An 18,364-nucleotide genomic window follows, 5' to 3' on the forward strand; every position below is an offset into this window, starting at 1 on the left:
CCCCTCGCCAAGCCGACGCCGGCAGGTTCCATCGCGCGGCGGTGTCAGTGCAACAGCGCTGCCGATGCCGCGCGTCTTGGCGTGGGCCGCATCAGGAGCGGCGTGGTCGGTTGAGCCGGCGAACGCGTGGCTTCGACCGGCAGCACCACCATGACGACGGTGCCGACGCCCACGGCGGAGCGGATGCGGATCGAGCCGCCATGCAGCTCCGCCAGGGATTTGGCGATGGAAAGGCCGAGGCCCGAGCCCTTGTGCGTCTTGGTGAACTGGGTCTGGACCTGCTCGAAGGGGCGACCGAGCTTGCCGATTGCTTCCGCCGGAATGCCGATGCCCGAATCCTCGACATAGAGGGCGACCCGGCTGCCGTGCCGGCGGATGCGAACGCCGATCCTGCCGCCCTCCGGCGTGAACTTGATGGCGTTGGAGAGAAGGTTGTTCATGATCAGGCGCAGGGCGCGGCGATCGGCCTGCAGGTTCACGCCATTGCTCCAGGAGGGGTGGAGGCTGAGCTTCTTGGCGTCCGTCTCCGGCCGGAGCGAGCGCAGCAGGTCGCCGAGCAGTCGGTCGACCGCCACGAGTTCGCGCTGCAGCGTGACCTCGCCCGCCTCGATCTTCGACATTTCGAGGATGTCGTCCACGAAGTTCAGGAGATAGCGTCCGCTGTCGTTGATGTCCTTGCAATAGCCGACATAGCGCGGCTGGCCGAGCGCGCCGAAGGTGCCGTTCTCCATCAATTCGGAAAAGCCGATGATGGCGTTGAGCGGGGTGCGCAGCTCATGGCTCATATTGGCGAGGAATTCCGACTTGGCCCGGTTGGCGGACTCGGCCTTGATCTTTTCCTCGGCATATTTCTCAGCCAGCTCGGCCAATTCCTGGGTCTGGCGCTCGAGCACCTGCCGGGAGCGCTTGAGGTCGGCGATCATGCCGATCAGGCTGCGCTCGCTGTCCATCAGCCGGGTCTGCTGTTCCTTCAGCGAGGTGATGTCGGTACCGACGGAGACATAGCCGCCATCCTTGGTACGCCGCTCGTTGATGGTGAGCCAGCGACCGTCCTGGAGCTGGGCCTCGAAGGTGCGCGCGCCCCGCTCGATCGGCGCGTTGGCGGACATGTTGGTGCGCACCACGGGCTGGGAGCCGGCCTCGACGATAGCGCTGTAATGGGTGCCGGGACGTACCAGGCCGTCCGGCAGGTTGTGCAGTGCCTGGAACTTGGAATTGCAGATTACCAGGCGATTGCCGGCGTCCCACAGGACGAAGGCTTCCGAGATGGTTTCGACGGCGTCGCGCAGGCGCAGGTCCGCCCGCTTGGTGTGCTCGGCGAAGCGCCGCTCTTCGGTTTCGTCGACGACGATGCCGATCAGGCGCTTGTTGCCCTGCGGGCCATAGACCAGCTCGCCGCGCACGCGCACATAGATCCATTCGCCATTGGCGCAGCGCATGCGGAAGCGCCGGTCGATCGCGAGTGGCGGATCCTTGGCCAGCAGTTCGGCGGAAAGGGTGCGCAAGCCGCCATCGTCGATATGAATGAGCCGGTCGATGTCGCTGTGGACCAGAAGGTCGTCCTGCGGCTCGTAGCCGAGCAGATGGAACATCGAATCCGACCAGAACACCCGTCCCGCTTCGAGATCCCAGTCCCACAGGCCCGAGCGTCCACGGCTGAGCGCGGTTTCCAGCCGGTTGCGCACATTGTTGTAGATGTCGTCGGCCCGGCGGGCCCGGGAGGCCTGCCAATAATAGGCAAAGCCCAGGATCAGCAGCACGCCGCCGGTGGTGGTGGTGAAGACGAGCAGCCGGCCGCTCAGGGCGTACCAGCCTTCCAGGATATCGTCGATCGGCCTGGCGGCGACGATGCGCAGGCTCTCGCTGGTGCCGATGGAGGCGAGCATGGCAGTGCCGCCGACCGTGACGGTCAACTGGCCACTGACGCGGTCCCCGATCGCGCCGATCAGGCCGGCGACGTCACCATTGTCGTTGAGCAGGCGGCCATGCGGCGTGATCACGGCAAGCAGGGTGTGCTCGGGCGCCGTGATCGCGGCACGGGTCGGCACGCGGCCGCTCTGGGCGACGATCGCACTCAGTTGCGCCGCTGCGGCCGAGACGATGAGATCGAGGTTGCGGCCGGCCTCCTGCATGGCTTGCTGGCGGCTGTCCCGGGCCTGGATGAAGGAGGCGAGGGCGATGACGGCAAGGAAGGCGATGATCAGCAAGGGCACGGCCTTGCGCAGGATCGGTTCAAGCCCGATCAGTCGCCGATAGGTTGGGCAGACCAGTGTCTTGGCAAGGCCCCGGATGCCCGGCGCGCGCAAAGACGCATGTGTCGCGTTTGCACGCGCCATTGCTTAGCCCTTCCAAGCCTTATCTGAGAATTTGCGACAGGGCAGGTGGTCATCACCGCCCCCGAATCGATAAAGCTATAAGAATCAACCTTCACGTGATTTGTCTAGAGTCGCCGTGAACACTTTTTTAATTATTTGTGTCCGTTTGCGGCTGAAAAGCGAAGAATTCGCGCCCGATTCAAGACAAAATCTTGATGCTTTGGCTACATGTATGGAGCTGAAAACTCACCACCACAAGATCTGGTGGCATGGGGCTGCTTTCCTTGGAGTGCAGCCTATGAATGCTTCCCTAGAGGCACCAGTACTCTCGATTGCAACGGTCAGCCGGCGCCGAGCCGACCGCATAGTTGCAAAGGCTGCTTCATGCAAGCGATCTTTGCGCGATGTCAGCAACGTCGCGCGATAGTCCCGGACGCCTGGCGATGTCGCGCAATGTTGCCGCCGCCAAGGTGCGCCTGCCTTGTTCGAGCGAGCGCCAGGTCTTGAACGCGACCAGCAGCCGGGCCGCCAGTTGCGGGTTCTTCGGGTCGATCGCCAGGATGATATCGGCGACGAAGCGATAACCCTCGCCGTCGGCGCGGTTGAACTGCGTCTGGTTGGCGGAACAGAAGGTGCCGATCAAGGCTCTGACGCGGTTGGGATTGTGCAGGGAGAAGGCGGGGTCATGCATGAGTTCCTTGACACGATCCAGCGTCGCCTCGAGCGGCAGCATCGCCTGCACGCCCATCCATTTGTCGATGACCAGTGGATCATTGTCGTAACGTTCGCGGAAATTGTGCAGGGCCCGTTCGCCGGCCGGCGTAGCGGACAGGGCCAGCGTGGCCAGCGCTGCCATTTCATCGGTCATGTTGTCGGCCTTGTCGAACTGCGCGGCGGCAGCATCCAGCGCCTGGGGCGTGCCGCCAGCGCAGATCAGGTCGAGTGCGCCGTTGCGCAGGGAACGTCGCCCGGCATCGGCGGCCTGGGGCGAGTACGGGCCCGCCATCGTCATGTTCTCGATGGTCCGCAGCAAGTCCGCCTGCAGGTCCCGGGCCAAGGTCCGCCGCAGGATCGAGCGGGCCTGGTAGACGGCCTGGGGATCGACGTCATTGCCGATCTCGCGGGCGATGTCGGTCTCGCTGGGCAAGGCGAGGGAAAGCGCGGTGAAGGCGGGATCGACGGCTCCCCCGGCAAGGAGGCCACGGACAGCCGCGATGAAACGCGGGTCGACCGGCGTCGTCGGGTCCTTGACCAGGCGCAGCAGCAGCTTGAGTGCGTAGCTCTGGGAGGCCTGCCAGCGATTGAAGGGGTCGCTGTCGGCCTTGAGCAAAGTGAGCAGGGCTTCCTCGTCGAGCGCGACCGTGAGCTTGACCGGGGCCGAGAAGCCACGCAGCAGCGAGGGAACGGGGGCCTGGCGCACATTGCCGAACACGTAATTGCGCTCGGATTCGGCCAAGGCCACCAGACCATCGAAAGGCTTGCCGTCGAGCGTGACGGGAAGATCGCCGTCCTCGCCGACCAGGCCGAGGCGGATCGGGAACAGCATGGGCTGCTTGTTGGGCTGGCCCGGCGTCGGCGGCAGGATCTGCTTTAGGCTGAGGTGGTAGGTGCCGGCCTCTTCGTCCCACTGCCCCTCGGCGCGGATCTCCGGCGTGCCCGACTGCCTGTACCAGAGCATGAACTGGCCGAGGTCGCGCCGGCTTGCCTCAGCGAAGCAGGTCAGGAAATCCTCGATGGTGACCGCTTCCCCGTCATGGCGCTGGAAATAGAGATCCATGCCGGCGGCGAAAGCCTCGTCGCCGATCAGGGTCTTGAGCATGCGCACGACCTCTGCGCCTTTTTCATAGACCGTGGCGGTGTAGAAGTTGTTGATCTCGTTGTAGATTTCAGGACGGACGGGATGGGCGAGCGGTCCGCCGTCCTCGGAGAATTGCTGGCTGCGCAGGAGCTTGACGTCATTGATGCGCTTGACGGGGCGCGAGCGCTGATCGGAGGAGAATTCCTGGTCGCGGAAGACCGTCAGGCCCTCCTTCAGGCAGAGCTGGAACCAGTCGCGGCAGGTGATGCGGTTGCCGGTCCAGTTGTGGAAATATTCATGCGCGATGATCGCCTCGACGGCGGCGAAGTCGCTGTCGGTGGCCGTCTGGGGCAGGGCCAGTACATATTTGTCGTTGAAGATGTTGAGGCCCTTGTTCTCCATGGCGCCCATGTTGAAATCGGACACGGCGACGATCATGAAGATGTCGAGATCATATTCGCGACCAAAGGCTTGCTCGTCCCAGCGCATGGAGCGCTTGAGGGCGTCCATGGCATAGGCGCAGCGGTCTTCTTTGCCGTGCTCGACATAGATCTCCAGGCGCACCTCCCGCCCAGAGCGGGTGGTGAAGCTGTCGGCCACCATGGCGAGATCGCCCGCAACCATGGCGAAGAGGTAGGAGGGCTTGGGGAAGGGATCATGCCAGACGGCATAGTGCCTGCCGTCTGCCAAGGATCCGTGCTCGGTGCGGTTGCCATTGGCGAGCAGCACCGGTGCTTCCTGGAACGAAGCTTCGATCCTGGTGGTGTAGACCGACAGCACATCCGGCCTGTCCAGGAAATAGGTGATGCGCCGGAAGCCCTCGGCCTCGCATTGGGTGCAATAGGCCGAGTTGGAGCGGTAAAGCCCCATCAGCTGTGTATTGGCGGAAGGATCCAGGCGCGTCTCGATGGCCAAGGTGAAGGGCTCGGCGGGCGGCTGGTGCAGGCTGAAGCCATGGGGCGAGACCGAATAGGCATCCGATGGCAGCGACACGCCGTCGAGCCACGCCTCCACGAAGACGAGACCGTCGCCGTCGAGCTTCAAGGCGCCTTGCCCAGCGCTGTGGGGATTGCGCCGCAAAGTCAGGGTAGAAACGATACGGGTCTGCGTCCGCTCGAGCCGGATGTCGAGATGCACCGTGTCGATCAGGAAAGCGGGCACCCGGTAGTCGGCGAGGCGAACGGGTTCCAGGGCAGCTGCTGTCATAGGGGCTTCATTCCGGCGGGGACAATCTGAATCGTCTGGTGCCGGCCATCATGGCGGATGTCCGGCCCGCGCCGCAACCCAGGCATTTCCGCATGGTGCGATATGATCCTCCGCGATGCCGGGGCAATGCCGTGCCGGCATGTTCTCCTGAGCGAAGGGCCGATCGGATTTTCTCGAAATTCCCCTAACCGACCAGCGCCAGGATGGCCTTCGCCATGTCCGGGGCGCGATGACGCAACGGCCCCTGGAGCCGGCCATAGAGGGTGAAGATCGCGGGCTGGGCGACGATGCCCAGCGCCATCGCGGTCAGGAGGTCGGTGTCGTGCTCGCGGATCTCCCGCCTTTGCATGGCGCCGGCGAAGATCGAGTGCACGGCCTCCACCACGTTCTTGCCGGCTTCGTGGGGAACCTCGGCCAGATGGGCGTGCTGGGAGAGCAGCAGGAAGGTGAACAGGGCGCGGTCTTCGTCGAAAAGGTCGCAGAAGACCTCGACGATCCGCGTGATCTTGGTGTCGAACCGGTCATGGGCCTGGTCCGCTGCCAGGATGTCGCCGGCAAGCCTGGCATAGCCATCCAGGAAGAGGGAACGCGACAACGCGTCCTTGGACGGGAAGTGGCGGTAGAGGGCAGCCTCCGCCACGCCCACGGCACCGGCGATGTCGCGGATCGAGGTCCCTGCCACACCTTTCTGGGCAAACAGGCGCAAGGCCTCCGTCACGATCTTGGCGCGCGTCTTCGATCCGTCACGCATGATTCCCGCCCGTTTCGTCGTGGGCGGCCCTGGCCGAAGGCGGCGCTTCTGCTTCGGCGGCCAGCCTGGACTCGCCGGCGGGGCGACCCGGTGCGGCGAGCGGGGCAGGCGGAGGGCGATGGGCTTCCGGCTCGGCACCATTGCCCTGCGCGGGCGAAGCGGCGGAGGGCTTGGGCGGCTCGGGCAAGCCCGGCAGCGGGGCCGGTGGGCTGGCCTTTGCTTCGGCGGCGCCGGCATTGGCCTGACGCTCCTTCAGCATCTTGTTGAGGCCGACATAATCGGTCTTGCCGGTGCCCATCACCGGCATGGCGTCGATGATCATGATCTCCGAGGGGATCATCAGCTCGGCGGCATGCTTGTAGCGCAGATGTGCGATCACGTCGGCGCGGCTGGCTTGCTTGTGAGGCGTGATCAGCACCAGGCGCTCGCCCTTGCGCGGGTCGGGGGTGGCGAGCACGGCCACCGGGCTCTCAGGCCAGAGATCGGCAAGCATCGCCTCGACGGCTGCGAGCGACACCATCTCCCCACCGATCTTGGCGAAGCGCTTGGCCCGGCCCTTGATGGCGATGAAGCCTTGCGGATCGATGGTGACGATGTCGCCGGTGTCGTACCAGCCTTCCTCGGGTGCGGCGATCTCGCCGGGCTGATCGGCCTTGAGATAGCCGAGCATCACATTGGGGCCACGCACATGCAGGCGGCCGCCTTCCTCGATGCCCGGAATGTCCTCCAGCCGCGTCTCCATGTCGGGCAGAGCCCGGCCGACGGTGCCGTTCTTGTTGAACATCGGCGTGTTCAGCGCCAGCACCGGCGAGGTCTCGGTGACACCGTAGCCTTCCAGGATGCGCAGGCCGAACTTCTCGTTATAGGCCCGCCGGGTCTCCACCTTCACCGGCTCGGCACCGGCCACGACATAGCGCAGCGAGCGGAAGTCGTAGGGATTGGCCATCTTGGCATAGCCGGCGAGGAAGGTGTCGGTGCCGAACAAGGCGGTGGCGTTGGTGCCGTAGATCAGTTCGGGGATGATGCGGTAGTGCAGCGGCGTCGGGTAGAGGTAGAGCCTGACGCCGTTGACGAGCGGCAGGATCATGCCGCCGGTCAGGCCGAAGGAATGGAAGACCGGCAGCACGTTGAAGACGATGTCGCCGGGGCCGAAGTCGATGCGGGCACCGACCTGCGCGATGTTGGAGAGGATGTTGCTGTGCGACAGCACCACGCCCTTCGGCGCGCCCTCCGAGCCCGAGGTGAACAGGACGGCGGCGGGGGCACCCGGCGCGGGCCTGGCATGGGCGCGCCCGGCGCCGAGGAGGGCCCTCAGCTTGTCGGCGGTGCCGACCTCGGCGCGCACATCCTCCAGCCAGACGAAGCGCACATGCTCTTCCATCGCGGCCACGACATCGCCGAGCCGGCCTTTCTCCACGAAGGCGCGGGACGACAGCACCGTCTTCACCTGCGCTGTCTTGCAGGCCGAGATCAGATTGGCCTGCCCGGCGGAGAAGTTCAGCATGGCCGGGATGCGGCCCGTCGATTGCAGGGCGAAGAAGGTGACGGCCACGGCATTGGCGTTGGGCAGGAGTACGCCGACATGCTCGCCGGGGGCGGTAAAGCCCATGAATTTGCGGCCGAGCACGTTGATGCCGATCAAGAGGCGCTTATAGGTGAGGGTGCCGCTGACCGGGTCCTCCAGCACCACCCGCTTGCGGCCATATTTGTCGGCCGCCGCCACCAGGGCACGGAAGAGATCGGTGTCGACCGAACTCGTCTTGTAGATGAGGTCCGACATCACGTCGTAGAGGGCGGCGCCGGCGGCCTGGCGGCGCTTCTTGCCGCGGAGGTCCTCATCGATGGTGAGGCGTGTCGGTTCGGTGAAAGTGACGGTCACTTTCGGGAACCAGCGGCGCGAAACCTTGTTGGCGTCGAGCCTGGTAAAGGGCGTACGCTCCAGGCCGTCGATACGCATGGGCACGATGTCGGCATGCGACTTGTCGGCGATCAGGCCGGCGCCGTCATAGACCTTCATCAGCGCGCCGGTGACGGTGAGGCGCCCCTCGGGGAAGATCACCAGGGTCTCGCCGGCCTTCACAGCATTGATCAGCCCGCGCGTCGCCATCGGCTTGGTCGGGTCGAGCGGATAGGCCCGGCAGATCTTCAGGAAGGGCTTGACCCACCAGGCCTTGGCGATGGTGTGGTCGATGGCGAACACGGGATCCTTGTCGAGCAGGGCCAGGACCAGGCCGGCGTCGAGGAAGCTGACATGGTTGATCGCGATGATGCGATGGGGCGTCGGCGTCTCGAGGTTCTCGATGCCCTTGACCTCGAGGCGATAGAGCAGCCGGTAGAGCAGCAGGATGAAGTCGCGGAACCGGCTCATGGGCAGGACATAGAGCAGGATGACGCCGGCGATGATGTCGAGGACGGCGATGCCGAGCAGGGCCGTCGGTGTGGTGAGGCCGAATTTACCCTGCAGCAGGGAGAGACCGCCGGCGCCGACCGTCATGAACAGGGCCGTGATGACATTGCCGCCGGCGATGACGCGGGCGCGTTCGTCCTTGGGCGCCCAATGCTGGACGGCCGCATAGATCGGCACGATGAACAGGCCCGCTGCCAGCGCCACCAGCACGAGCGCAAGGGTCATGTGCACGCCGGAGCCGGTGGCGAGATAGCTCAGGAAATGGAGGGGGGTGGCCGAGCGCTCGGTACCGAAGGCGATCCAGGCCACGTCGAGGCAGAACAGCCCCATCAGGATGCAGCCGATCGGGGAGAGCAGCACGATGATGCGGCCCGTGGCCAGGCGTGCGGCCAGGATCGAACCGATGGCGATGCCGATCGAGAAGGCGGTGGTGAACCAGGTATTGAGCGTGCCGTCACCGCCGATGACACTGTGGGCGAGGGAAGGGGTCAGTGACAGGATGACGATGCCGCTCATCCAGAACCAGGCCACCGCCAGCGAGCCGATCAGGAGCTTGCGGTCGGAGGCCACCAGTTGCACGAGCTGGTAGCTCGATCGGATGATGTTCCAGTCGACCTTGAGGTCGGGGGCCGCTTCGCCCGTGGGCGGGATCAGGCGGGCAAACCACCAGCAGGCCACGGCCACCGCCACCATGATGGCGGCCACGATCCAGCTGGGCAGGTGGGGAGCGACGAAGCCGGCCCCGATGATGCCGATCAGGATCGACAGGAAGGTGCCTGCCTCGATCAGGCCGTTGCCGGCCGGCAGTTCCTCCGGCGCCAGATGGTCCGGCAGGATGCCGTATTTCACCGGCGTGAACAGCGTGCCCATGATGCCGAGCGTGAGCATGCTGACCAGCAGGATCGGCATGGAGTGCAGGGCAAAGCCGACCGCAGCGATGGCGACGATGGCGATCTCGGCGAGCTTGATCTGCCGGGCGACCCGGGCCTTGTCGTAACGGTCGGCCAATTGCCCCGCCAGACCCGACAGCAGCAGGCCGGGCAGCACGATCAAGGCACCGGCGATCGAGACCATGCTGTCGCCGCCTTCCATCGCGGCCGTTTCGGCAATGCCGTAGACCGCAAGGATGGTCAGGGCCTGCTTGATGAAATTGTCGTTGAAGGCGCTGAAGAACTGGCTCCAGAACAGGGGCCAGAAGCGGCGGGCGGACATCAGCGATGCGAGCATCGGTGTGGTTCCTGGATGGGCGCGTACCGGGCGCGGGAGAATCGCATTTTAAGTTAGCGTTCGTTCACTAACTTAAAATGTATGGTAAACGGCGTCAAGGAGGGGAGGGCTGGCTCATGTCCGGCCTGTGCGCCGCCGCACAGTGGCGTGAACCAGCGGTACCGAGCCGTCATCCTAGCCCTCGCGCCTGACGACTTCCAGGAAGACTTCGCCATAGCGCTCCAGCTTTGCCTGGCCTACGCCAGGCAGGGCCAGAAATTCCGGCAGGCTGCCGGGGCGCTCGCTCGCCATGGCTCGCAAGGTGGTGTCGGCGAAGATCATGTAGGGCGGCACGCCCTGCTCGCGGGCGAGGCGGCTGCGCTCCGCCCGAAGGGCGGCAAACAAGGCGCCGTCGCGTTCCGACATCTCGATCTCGCCGCGCCGGGCGCGTTTGGTCTCGGTGCTCTTGCGGGGGCGGTCGCGACGGAAGACGATCTGCCGCTCGCCCTTGAACACGGCTCGCGCCTCCTCGGCCAGGATCAGGGCGCCATGGGCCTCGTGGTTGACATTGACGAGGCCGGCCGCGGTGAGCTGGCGCAGCACCGACTGCCAGGTGCGCGCCTCGATGTCCTTGCCGGCCCCGAAGACGGGCTGGTTGTCATGGCCGAAGCGCTGGACCTTCTCCGTGACCTTGCCGGTGAGCACGTCGATAATATGGGCGGCACCGAACATCTGGCCGGTGCGGTAGATCGCGGCCATCGCCTTGACGGCGGCATCGGTGCCGTCCCAGCTCTCCACCGGCGAAAGGCAGGTATCGCAATTGCCGCAGCGGCCGGGATGGGTCTCGCCGAAATGGGCGAGGATTGCCTTGCGCCGGCACTCGGCGGTTTCGCAGATGCCGAGCAAAGCGTTGAGCTTGCCGAGTTCGACCCGCTTGACCGTCTCCGGCGCATTGCCCTCCTGGATCATGCGGCGGCGCTGCACCACATCGGCCATACCGTAGCTCATCCAGGCATCCGAGGGCAGGCCATCGCGGCCGGCGCGGCCCGTCTCCTGGTAATAGGCCTCCACCGAAGCAGGGATATCGAGATGGGCGACATAGCGCACGTCGGGCTTGTCGATGCCCATGCCGAAGGCGACCGTGGCGACCAGGCAGAGGCCTTCCTCCTCCAGGAAAGCGTCCTGGTTGGCGCTGCGAACAGCCGCTTCCAGGCCGGCATGATAGGGCAAGGCGCGGATATCCTGCTCGTTCAGCCATTGCGCCGTCTCCTCGACCTTGGCGCGCGACAGGCAGTAGACGATACCGCTATTGCCTTTGTGCCCGGCCAGAAAGGCCAGCAATTGCCGGCGGGCATTGTCGCGCTCGACGATGGCGTAGCTGATGTTGGGCCGGTCGAAGCTGGTGGCGAAGACCTCGGCCTGGTTGAGGCCGAGCCGCTCGATGATGTCGGCACGGGTGACCGGATCGGCCGTGGCGGTGAGGGCGATGCGCGGCACGCCGGGGAAGGACGCGGCGAGGCCGCCGAGCTCGCGATATTCAGGCCGGAAGTCGTGGCCCCATTGGCTGACGCAATGGGCCTCGTCGATGGCGAAGAGCGCGATGTCGGCATCGGCGATCAGGGCCTGGAAACCTTGCGTCGCCACGCGCTCCGGTGCGACGTAGAGGAGGTCGAGCTTGCCGTCCATCAGGGAACGGCGGACCTTGTAGGCCTCCTCGCGCGACAGGGAGGAGTTGAGCGGCGCCGCCCGCACGCCGGCCTGCTTGAGTGCCTCGACCTGGTCGCGCATCAGCGCGATCAGCGGCGAGACCACGATGCCGACGCCGCGCCGGCACAGAGCCGGGATCTGGTAGCACAGCGACTTGCCGGCTCCCGTCGGGAACAGCACCACCGCATCGCCCCCTCCGGTGACATGGCGCACCACCGCCTCCTGCTGGCCGCGAAAGGCGGCGTAGCCGAACACGCTATTGAGGATGGCGAGAGGATCTCGCGGAGAGGAGAGGGTCATGCCGGCAGGATGCACCTTGGTGCCTGATTCCATTGCAGGGTGAAGCGTGAGGCTTACCCGACAAGGGCCGTGATTCGAAAATTTCCCGCATGGATTTCCTCTGCTGGCAGACAAATCCGGTGGAATGATCACGGTCGAGAATGCCAGCAAGCCTCTGCCCACCTGCGTGGCGATTGCTGGGGTGACGATGGTGAGAGCTCGCTTGCGATTGCGATAGTTATGTTATAACGTTTCATATAAATCAAAATTCAATGAGGCCTCTCGGCAGCGACATGCTGTGGGGCATCCGCAACGGATCAAGGAATTCCGACATCATGCAGCCCGCGCCGCAGACACCCGTCACCGTCCTCACCGGCTATCTCGGGGCAGGCAAGACCACGCTTCTCAACCGTATCCTGACCGAGAGCCACGGCAGGAAATATGCGGTCATCGTCAATGAGTTCGGCGAAGTCGGCATCGACAATGACCTTGTCGTGGATACCGACGAGGAAATCTTCGAGATGAACAATGGCTGTATCTGCTGCACGGTGCGCGGCGACCTCATTCGCATCATCGAGGGCCTGATGCGTCGGCGCGACCGCTTCGATGCCATCCTGATCGAGACGACCGGGCTGGCCGATCCCGCACCGGTTGCCCAGACGTTCTTCGTCGATGACGATGTGCGCGCCAAGACCCAGCTCGACTCCATCGTCACCGTGGTCGACGCCCGGCATTTGCTCGGCGAGATCGAGACGGCGCATGAGGCGCAGGAGCAGCTTGCCTTCGCCGACACGATCCTCCTCAACAAGATCGATCTGGTCACGGCAGAGGAACTCGATCGGGTGGTGAAGCGGATCCGTCGCATCAATCCCACCGCCACTCTCCACGAGACCCGGCGTTGCGACATCGCGCTCGACAAGGTGCTCGGCCGCGGCGCGTTCGACCTCGACCGTATCCTCGAAGCCGAGCCTGATTTCCTCGAGGGTTTCCATGACCACGACCATGACGATCATGTCGGCAGCTTCGCTCTCGTGTCCCAGGAGCCGCTCGATCCCGGCAAATTCATGCCCTGGCTCAACATGATCGTGCAACAGTTCGGCACGGACATGCTGCGCCTGAAGGGCATCGTCGCCTTCGATGGCGATCCGCAGCGCTTCGTCGTGCAGGGCGTGCACATGCTGCTCGAAGGCGATCATCAGCGTGCCTGGAAGCCGGAGGAGGAGCGCCGAAGCCGCCTGGTCTTCATCGGCCGCAACCTGCCGAAGGACGTGATCGAACAGGGCTTCCTGGCCTGTCGGGCCTGACGCGGGAAGGCAGGGCACGGCATCAGGGGCCGTTCGCTTTGCATATTCGCTTGACCGCGGTCGTGACGCCCCGATAACTGTGCGGTGACGGTTCCCGTCGGATGCAAGTCCGTCGGGAGTAATAGGGAACACGGTTCGGCTTTCTAAAAGCCCATGCCGTGGCTGCCCCCGCAACTGTAGGCGGATTGCCAAGCATCCCCGTGGCGCGAAAGGCGCCATGCCACTGTGGGTCTCCCATGGGAAGGCAGATGCAAGGCCTTTATCCGCGAGCCAGGAAACCTGCCGTCATCTCGATCAATCCCATGTCACGGGCGGGGATGCCCGGAACAGGAGACAATGTGACGTTTCTTCCCGACGTTTCGGGCGCTTGCCCGCCTGTTCCCTCCGCTTCGCACGCTCACGTCCTTTGCCACGGTCTGGCCTGAGGAAACCTCACGGTATTCGGCTGGTGCTGAAGACCGCTGCTTCCCCTATCGCGAAACGAGAGAACGTCATGATCCTTTCAACGAGCAAGGCCCGCTGGTCCAGCTTCGCCGTCATGCTTGCGGCCAGCTTCGGCTTGGCGCTGGGTATCGATCCGGCGGCTGCGCAGGCAACGAAATATCCCCTCAAGCTCACCAATTGCGGCCGCACCGTCACCTTCGAGCATGCGCCGCAGCACACCGTTTCCGTCGGCCAGAGCAGCACGGAGGTTCTCTATCTCCTCGGCCTGGCCGACAAGGTCGTCGGCACGGCGGTGTGGTTCGGCCCTGTATTGCCCGGCTATGAAGCGGCCAATGCCAAAATTCCGCGTCTGGCCGACAATGATCCGAGCTTCGAAAGCGTGATCGCCAGGAAGCCGGATCTTGTGACGGCGCAGTTCCAATGGCATGTCGGGCCCAGCGGTATTGTCGGCAAGCCCGAGCAGTTCGAGGAACTTGGCATCCCGACCTATGTTTCGCCCGCCGATTGCGTTGGCAAGGACAATTCCAGCGGCGGCGATGGCACGCGCGGCACCCTCTTCACCATGGATCTGGTCTATCGGGAGATCACCGAGCTTGCCGAGATCTTCGACGTGCAGGAGCGCGGGGCGAAAGTCGTCGCCGAGCTAAAGGCGCGTGAGGAAGCCGCCCGCCGCAAGATCGCGGCCGGCGATGGCAAGGTCTCCGCCGCCTTCTGGTTCTCGAGCGCCAAGGTCGACGTCGATCCCTATATGGCCGGCAAGAACAGCGTGCCGGGCTATATCATGTCGGCGTTGGGTGTGCGGAACGTCGTGGAGAGCGAGGAGGAGTGGCCGAGCGTCGGCTGGGAGACCATCGCCAAGGCCGATCCGACCATCATCGTCGCCGGCCGGATGGATCGTCGCCGCTATCCGGCCGACGACATCGCCGTGAAGCTCAACTTTCTCAAGACCGATCCGGTGGCAAGCCTGATGCCGGCGGTCAAGCAGGGCCATGTCGTGGAGATGGACGTGCAGGCGATGCAGCCGAGCGTGCGCGTCGTCGAGGGCATCGAGATGCTCGCCGATGCCATCCAGCGTTTCGGCCTGAAGCGCTGAGATGAATCGCCCCGTCACACGATTACTGGCGATCGGGATGCTGGCGCTGGCGGTGCTCGTGCTGGCCCTCTGGCTGGGCGCCGCCATTGGCGAGACGGCCATTCCGATGGACGTCGTCGCCAAGACGGCCGCCAATCGCCTGTGGGGCGCCGGCTATGGTCTGGATCGCATCGATGAAGGCATCGTGTGGAACTACCGGCTGAGCCGCGCGGTCGTCGCGGCCTGCTGCGGCGCGGCCCTGGCGCTGTCGGGCGTCGTGCTGCAGTCGCTGCTGCGCAACGTCCTGGCCGACCCCTATGTCCTCGGCATCTCGGCCGGGGCATCGACGGGAGCGGTCGGGGTCGTCATCCTCGGCCTCGGGGCAGGGGTCCTGAGCCTGCCCGCCGGCGCCTTTCTCGGTGCGCTGACGGCCTTCGGCTTCGTCGCCTTGCTGGCGATGCGCTCGGGCCGCGGCACCGGCGCGGTGATCCTGGCCGGGGTCGCCGGATCCCAGCTCTTCAATGCCCTGACCTCCTTCATCGTTACCAAGGCGGCCAATGCCGAACAGGCGCGCGGCATCATGTTCTGGTTGCTGGGCAATCTCTCGGGTGTACGCTGGCCCGACGTCTGGCTGGCGCTGCCGGTCACGGCCGTAGGGCTGCTGGTCTGCCTGTGGCATGCCCGCGCGCTCGATGCCTTCACCTTCGGCACGGAATCGGCGGCGTCCCTCGGCATCTCCGTCCGGCGCGCCTATGTCGTGCTCGTCGGTGTTGCGGCGATGATGACGGCCGTGATGGTCAGTATCGTCGGATCGATCGGCTTCGTCGGGCTGGTGATCCCCCATGCGGCGCGGATGGTTGTGGGCGTGCGCCATGGGCGCCTGCTGCCGGCCAGCGCCTTGATCGGCGCCGTCTTCATGATCATCGCCGACATTCTGTCCCGCATCATCATCCCCGGCCAGGTTCTGCCGATCGGCGTGATCACGGCTCTGGTCGGTGCGCCGGCTTTCGCTCTCATCCTCAGCCAAAGAAAGGCGACGGCATGAGCCTGTCGGCCCACGATCTGTCCTGGTCGGCTGGTGGGGTCTCGATCCTGCACGGAGTATCGCTGGAGGTCCGTCCGGGCGAGTTGCTCGGCATCATCGGCCCGAACGGTTCGGGCAAGACCAGCCTGATGTCCCTGCTGGCCGGCATTCGCCGTCCGCAGGGGGGGCAGGTGCTTCTCTCGGGCCAGCCGCTCCATGGCCTCGCTCGCCGCGAAGTCGCACGCCGCATCGCCCTGGTCGAACAGCAGGCCGAGACGGCCGAGCGCATTACCGCCCGCCAGGCCGTGGAGCTTGGGCGAACACCGCATCTGGGGGCCTTCACGCCCTGGTCGAACCAGGACGATGCCATCGTCGACCTCGCGCTCGAGGAGGTGGCGATGACCGCCCTTGCCGGTCGCCTGTGGCACACGCTCTCCGGTGGGGAACGCCAGCGCCTCCACATCGCTCGTGCCCTGGCGCAGCAGCCGGAGATCCTGCTTCTCGACGAGCCCACCAATCATCTCGATATCGGCCACCAGATCGGCCTTTTGCATCTGGTGCACCGTCAGAACCTCACCGTGGTGGCGGCCCTGCATGACCTCAACCACGCGGCGATGTTCTGCGACCGCATTGCCCTGATGCAGGCGGGACGGATCGAGGCGATCGGTCCTCCGTCCGAGGTGCTGACGGCGGCGCGCATCCAGTCGGTCTTCGGTGTCGCCGCCGAAATCGTTCGCGACGGCGCGGGAGGCTGCTTCATTCGCTATCGGCATCCGGATCTTCCGGCACCGCGGGCGGGCTGGATCGCGGCGGCGTCATGACCCGCATCCGCCAACAGATGGAGAGAACCGTCAGATGACCAGCACCGGCACCGCGAATTACGATCTCAAGGAAGAGATCCGCGATTACTGGTCGGGGCGGTCGGAAACCTTCGACCGCGCCTTCGGGCATCACATTCCCGAAGGTCCGGAATTCGAGGCCTGGGCTGCGGCGATCCGCGATCATCTCGGCAGCGATCCGCGCCGGGTTCTCGACCTCGCCTGCGGCACGGGCGAGATCACCAAGCTGCTGCTGGCGCTCGGCCACGAGGTCACGGCCCTGGATTTTTCCGAGGCGATGCTGGCTGTCGCCCGGCGCAAGCATGCCGGGCGACAGCGCCTGCGCTTCCGGCTCGGCGACGCCGAAAACACCATGGAACCGGAAGGCGCCTATGATGCCGTCGTCTGCCGGCATCTGGTCTGGACGCTGACCGAGCCGCAGAAGGCCTTCGCCGATTGGCATCGCGTGCTGAAGCCGGGTGGCAGATTGCTGTTCTTCGACGGGGATTGGGCGAGACCGACCAGGACCGGACGCATGGCGTCCAGGCTCATCGCCCTGATCGATCGCCTCGGTGGCGCCGATCCCTACTATGATGGCGCGATGGGCGAACGCCATGCCCGCATCATGGAGCGGCTGCCTTTTGGCCGGGGACTGCGGAGCACCGATCTCCTGCTGCTCCTGGAGCAGGCCGGTTTCAGGGATGTCGTGGTCTCCTCGCATCGGCCGATAGCCGCCGCCCAGAGGCGCCGGGCGAATCTGCGCAACCGGCTGCGCACCTATCTCTACCAGCGCTTCATCATCTGCTGCCGCAAGTGATCCGCGTACCGCAGTCGCCTTGTATCTCCCGGCAACGGAGCCATATCTTGATAAGCAGCCTGGAGGATCATCCGAGGCATGTTCGAGGCGGCAAATGTCTGCCGCACCGTGCTCTCTTGCCCGCTCCGATGGCGAGGCAGAAAAACAGGCATGATAACTGATGACGCCGCCGGGGCTGGGGTCTATGGTCCGTGACGGGACGCTAACAAGCTCTGTGAACAAGGACGTAACATATGGCTTCGAAACTCGAACAATTGCGTGCCATGACGGTCGTGGTCGCCGATACCGGCGATATCGACTCGATCAAGGCGCTCAAGCCGGTGGACTGCACCACCAATCCGAGCCTGCTGCTCAAGGCAGCCGAAATGCCGGCCTATGACCATTTGATCGCGGAAGCCGTGAGCTGGGGCAGCAAGCAGGGTGGCGGCAAGGACGGCGTCGTCGCAGCCATCGCCGATCGCCTCGCCGTTTCCTTCGGTGCGGAACTCACCAAGCTCGTTCCCGGGCGCGTTTCGACCGAAGTCGACGCCGACCTCTCCTTCGATACGCAGGCGACCATTGCCAAGGCGCATGCCATCATCGCCGACTACAAGTCGCGCGGCATCGAGCGCGACCGCATTCTGATCAAGATCGCCTCGACCTGGGAAGGCATCCGTGCCGCCGAGGTGCTGCAGAAGGAAGGCATCGACTGCAACCTGACCCTGTTGTTCTCAAAGGCGCAGGCCGTGGCTTGCGGCGATGCCGGCGTGTTCCTGATCTCGCCCTTCGTCGGCCGCATCCTCGATTGGCACGTGAAGAATGACGGCCGCACCTTCACCCCGGAAGAGGATCCGGGCGTGCTGTCGGTTCGCGGTATCTATGCCGATTACAAGTCCCGCGGCGTCAAGACGGTCGTGATGGGCGCTTCGTTCCGCTCCACCGGCGAGATCGAGGCGCTGGCCGGTTGTGACCGTCTCACCATCGCACCGAACCTGTTGCAGGCGCTCGATGCGGATCAAGGCACGCTGGAGCGCCAGCTCTCGCCCGACAACTATGCCGCTGCTCCGACTACCGGCAAGATCGACGAACGCGCCTTCCGCTGGGAGATGAACGAGGATGCCATGGCGACCGAGAAGCTCGCCGAAGGCATTCGCGGCTTCGCCAAGGATCTCGGCAAGCTGCGCACCCTCATCGCCAAGCGCGTCGAGGGCACAGCCCAGGCCGCATGATCTTGGCG

At 65.0% G+C, this 18,364-nt stretch carries 11 protein-coding genes and 1 riboswitch; of the genes, 6 read left to right on the plus strand and 5 right to left on the minus strand.

Annotation, left to right across the window (positions count from 1 at the left end; all coding sequences use genetic code 11):
- Positions 1-44: 44 nt before the first annotated feature.
- From ACTJKX_RS02420 to recQ, 5 genes are all read right to left on the minus strand, one after another.
- Positions 45-2,336 carry a PAS domain-containing sensor histidine kinase gene (locus ACTJKX_RS02420; protein WP_311933347.1) on the minus strand — a complete coding sequence of 764 codons (2,292 nt, stop codon included), beginning with the start codon at positions 2,334-2,336 and terminating at the stop codon, positions 45-47.
- Positions 2,337-2,697: 361 nt separating this feature from the next.
- Positions 2,698-5,319 (minus strand): aminopeptidase N, encoded by a 2,622-nt coding sequence (pepN, locus tag ACTJKX_RS02425; protein WP_440724239.1) that lies wholly within the window; start codon positions 5,317-5,319, stop codon positions 2,698-2,700.
- A gap of 184 nt (positions 5,320-5,503) precedes the next feature.
- A complete protein-coding gene (locus ACTJKX_RS02430; protein WP_394310082.1) occupies positions 5,504-6,070 on the minus strand; it encodes a TetR/AcrR family transcriptional regulator in 567 nt (188 codons plus the stop codon).
- A complete protein-coding gene (locus tag ACTJKX_RS02435) occupies positions 6,063-9,704 on the minus strand; it encodes an acyl-[ACP]--phospholipid O-acyltransferase (protein WP_440724240.1) in 3,642 nt (1,213 codons plus the stop codon). The genes ACTJKX_RS02430 and ACTJKX_RS02435 overlap by 8 nt, the downstream gene beginning before the upstream one ends.
- Positions 9,705-9,878: 174 nt before the next feature.
- Positions 9,879-11,723 (minus strand): DNA helicase RecQ, encoded by a 1,845-nt coding sequence (gene recQ / locus ACTJKX_RS02440; protein WP_440724241.1) that lies wholly within the window; start codon positions 11,721-11,723, stop codon positions 9,879-9,881.
- A 281-nt stretch (positions 11,724-12,004) separates the two neighbouring features.
- Between recQ and ACTJKX_RS02445 the strand changes: the two genes are divergently transcribed.
- The 6 genes from ACTJKX_RS02445 to tal all read left to right on the plus strand — a co-directional run bounded on the left by ACTJKX_RS02445 (position 12,005) and on the right by tal (position 18,356).
- Positions 12,005-12,973 carry a CobW family GTP-binding protein gene (locus ACTJKX_RS02445; RefSeq protein ID WP_311933343.1) on the plus strand — a complete coding sequence of 323 codons (969 nt, stop codon included), beginning with the start codon at positions 12,005-12,007 and terminating at the stop codon, positions 12,971-12,973.
- Between the two features lie 71 nt (positions 12,974-13,044).
- Positions 13,045-13,274, plus strand: a riboswitch (cobalamin riboswitch).
- 192 nt (positions 13,275-13,466) lie between these two features.
- Positions 13,467-14,510: an ABC transporter substrate-binding protein gene (locus tag ACTJKX_RS02450; protein WP_440724242.1), complete on the plus strand. Its 1,044-nt coding sequence runs from the start codon at positions 13,467-13,469 to the stop codon at positions 14,508-14,510.
- Between the two features lies 1 nt (position 14,511).
- Entirely contained in the window at positions 14,512-15,534 is a 1,023-nt protein-coding gene (locus tag ACTJKX_RS02455; protein WP_367624035.1) for a FecCD family ABC transporter permease, read from the plus strand.
- Positions 15,531-16,334: an ABC transporter ATP-binding protein gene (locus tag ACTJKX_RS02460; protein ID WP_367624034.1), complete on the plus strand. Its 804-nt coding sequence runs from the start codon at positions 15,531-15,533 to the stop codon at positions 16,332-16,334. The genes ACTJKX_RS02455 and ACTJKX_RS02460 overlap by 4 nt, the downstream gene beginning before the upstream one ends.
- Before the next feature lie 34 nt (positions 16,335-16,368).
- Positions 16,369-17,148: a class I SAM-dependent methyltransferase gene (locus ACTJKX_RS02465; protein WP_440724243.1), complete on the plus strand. Its 780-nt coding sequence runs from the start codon at positions 16,369-16,371 to the stop codon at positions 17,146-17,148.
- A gap of 233 nt (positions 17,149-17,381) precedes the next feature.
- Positions 17,382-18,356, plus strand: a complete 975-nt coding sequence (tal, locus tag ACTJKX_RS02470) for a transaldolase (protein WP_394310074.1) — start codon at positions 17,382-17,384, stop codon at positions 18,354-18,356.
- Positions 18,357-18,364 lie beyond the last annotated feature (8 nt).

Origin of the sequence: Labrys sp. 22185 (genome assembly GCF_052045555.1) — a bacterium.
GTDB lineage: Bacteria > Pseudomonadota > Alphaproteobacteria > Rhizobiales > Labraceae > Labrys > Labrys neptuniae.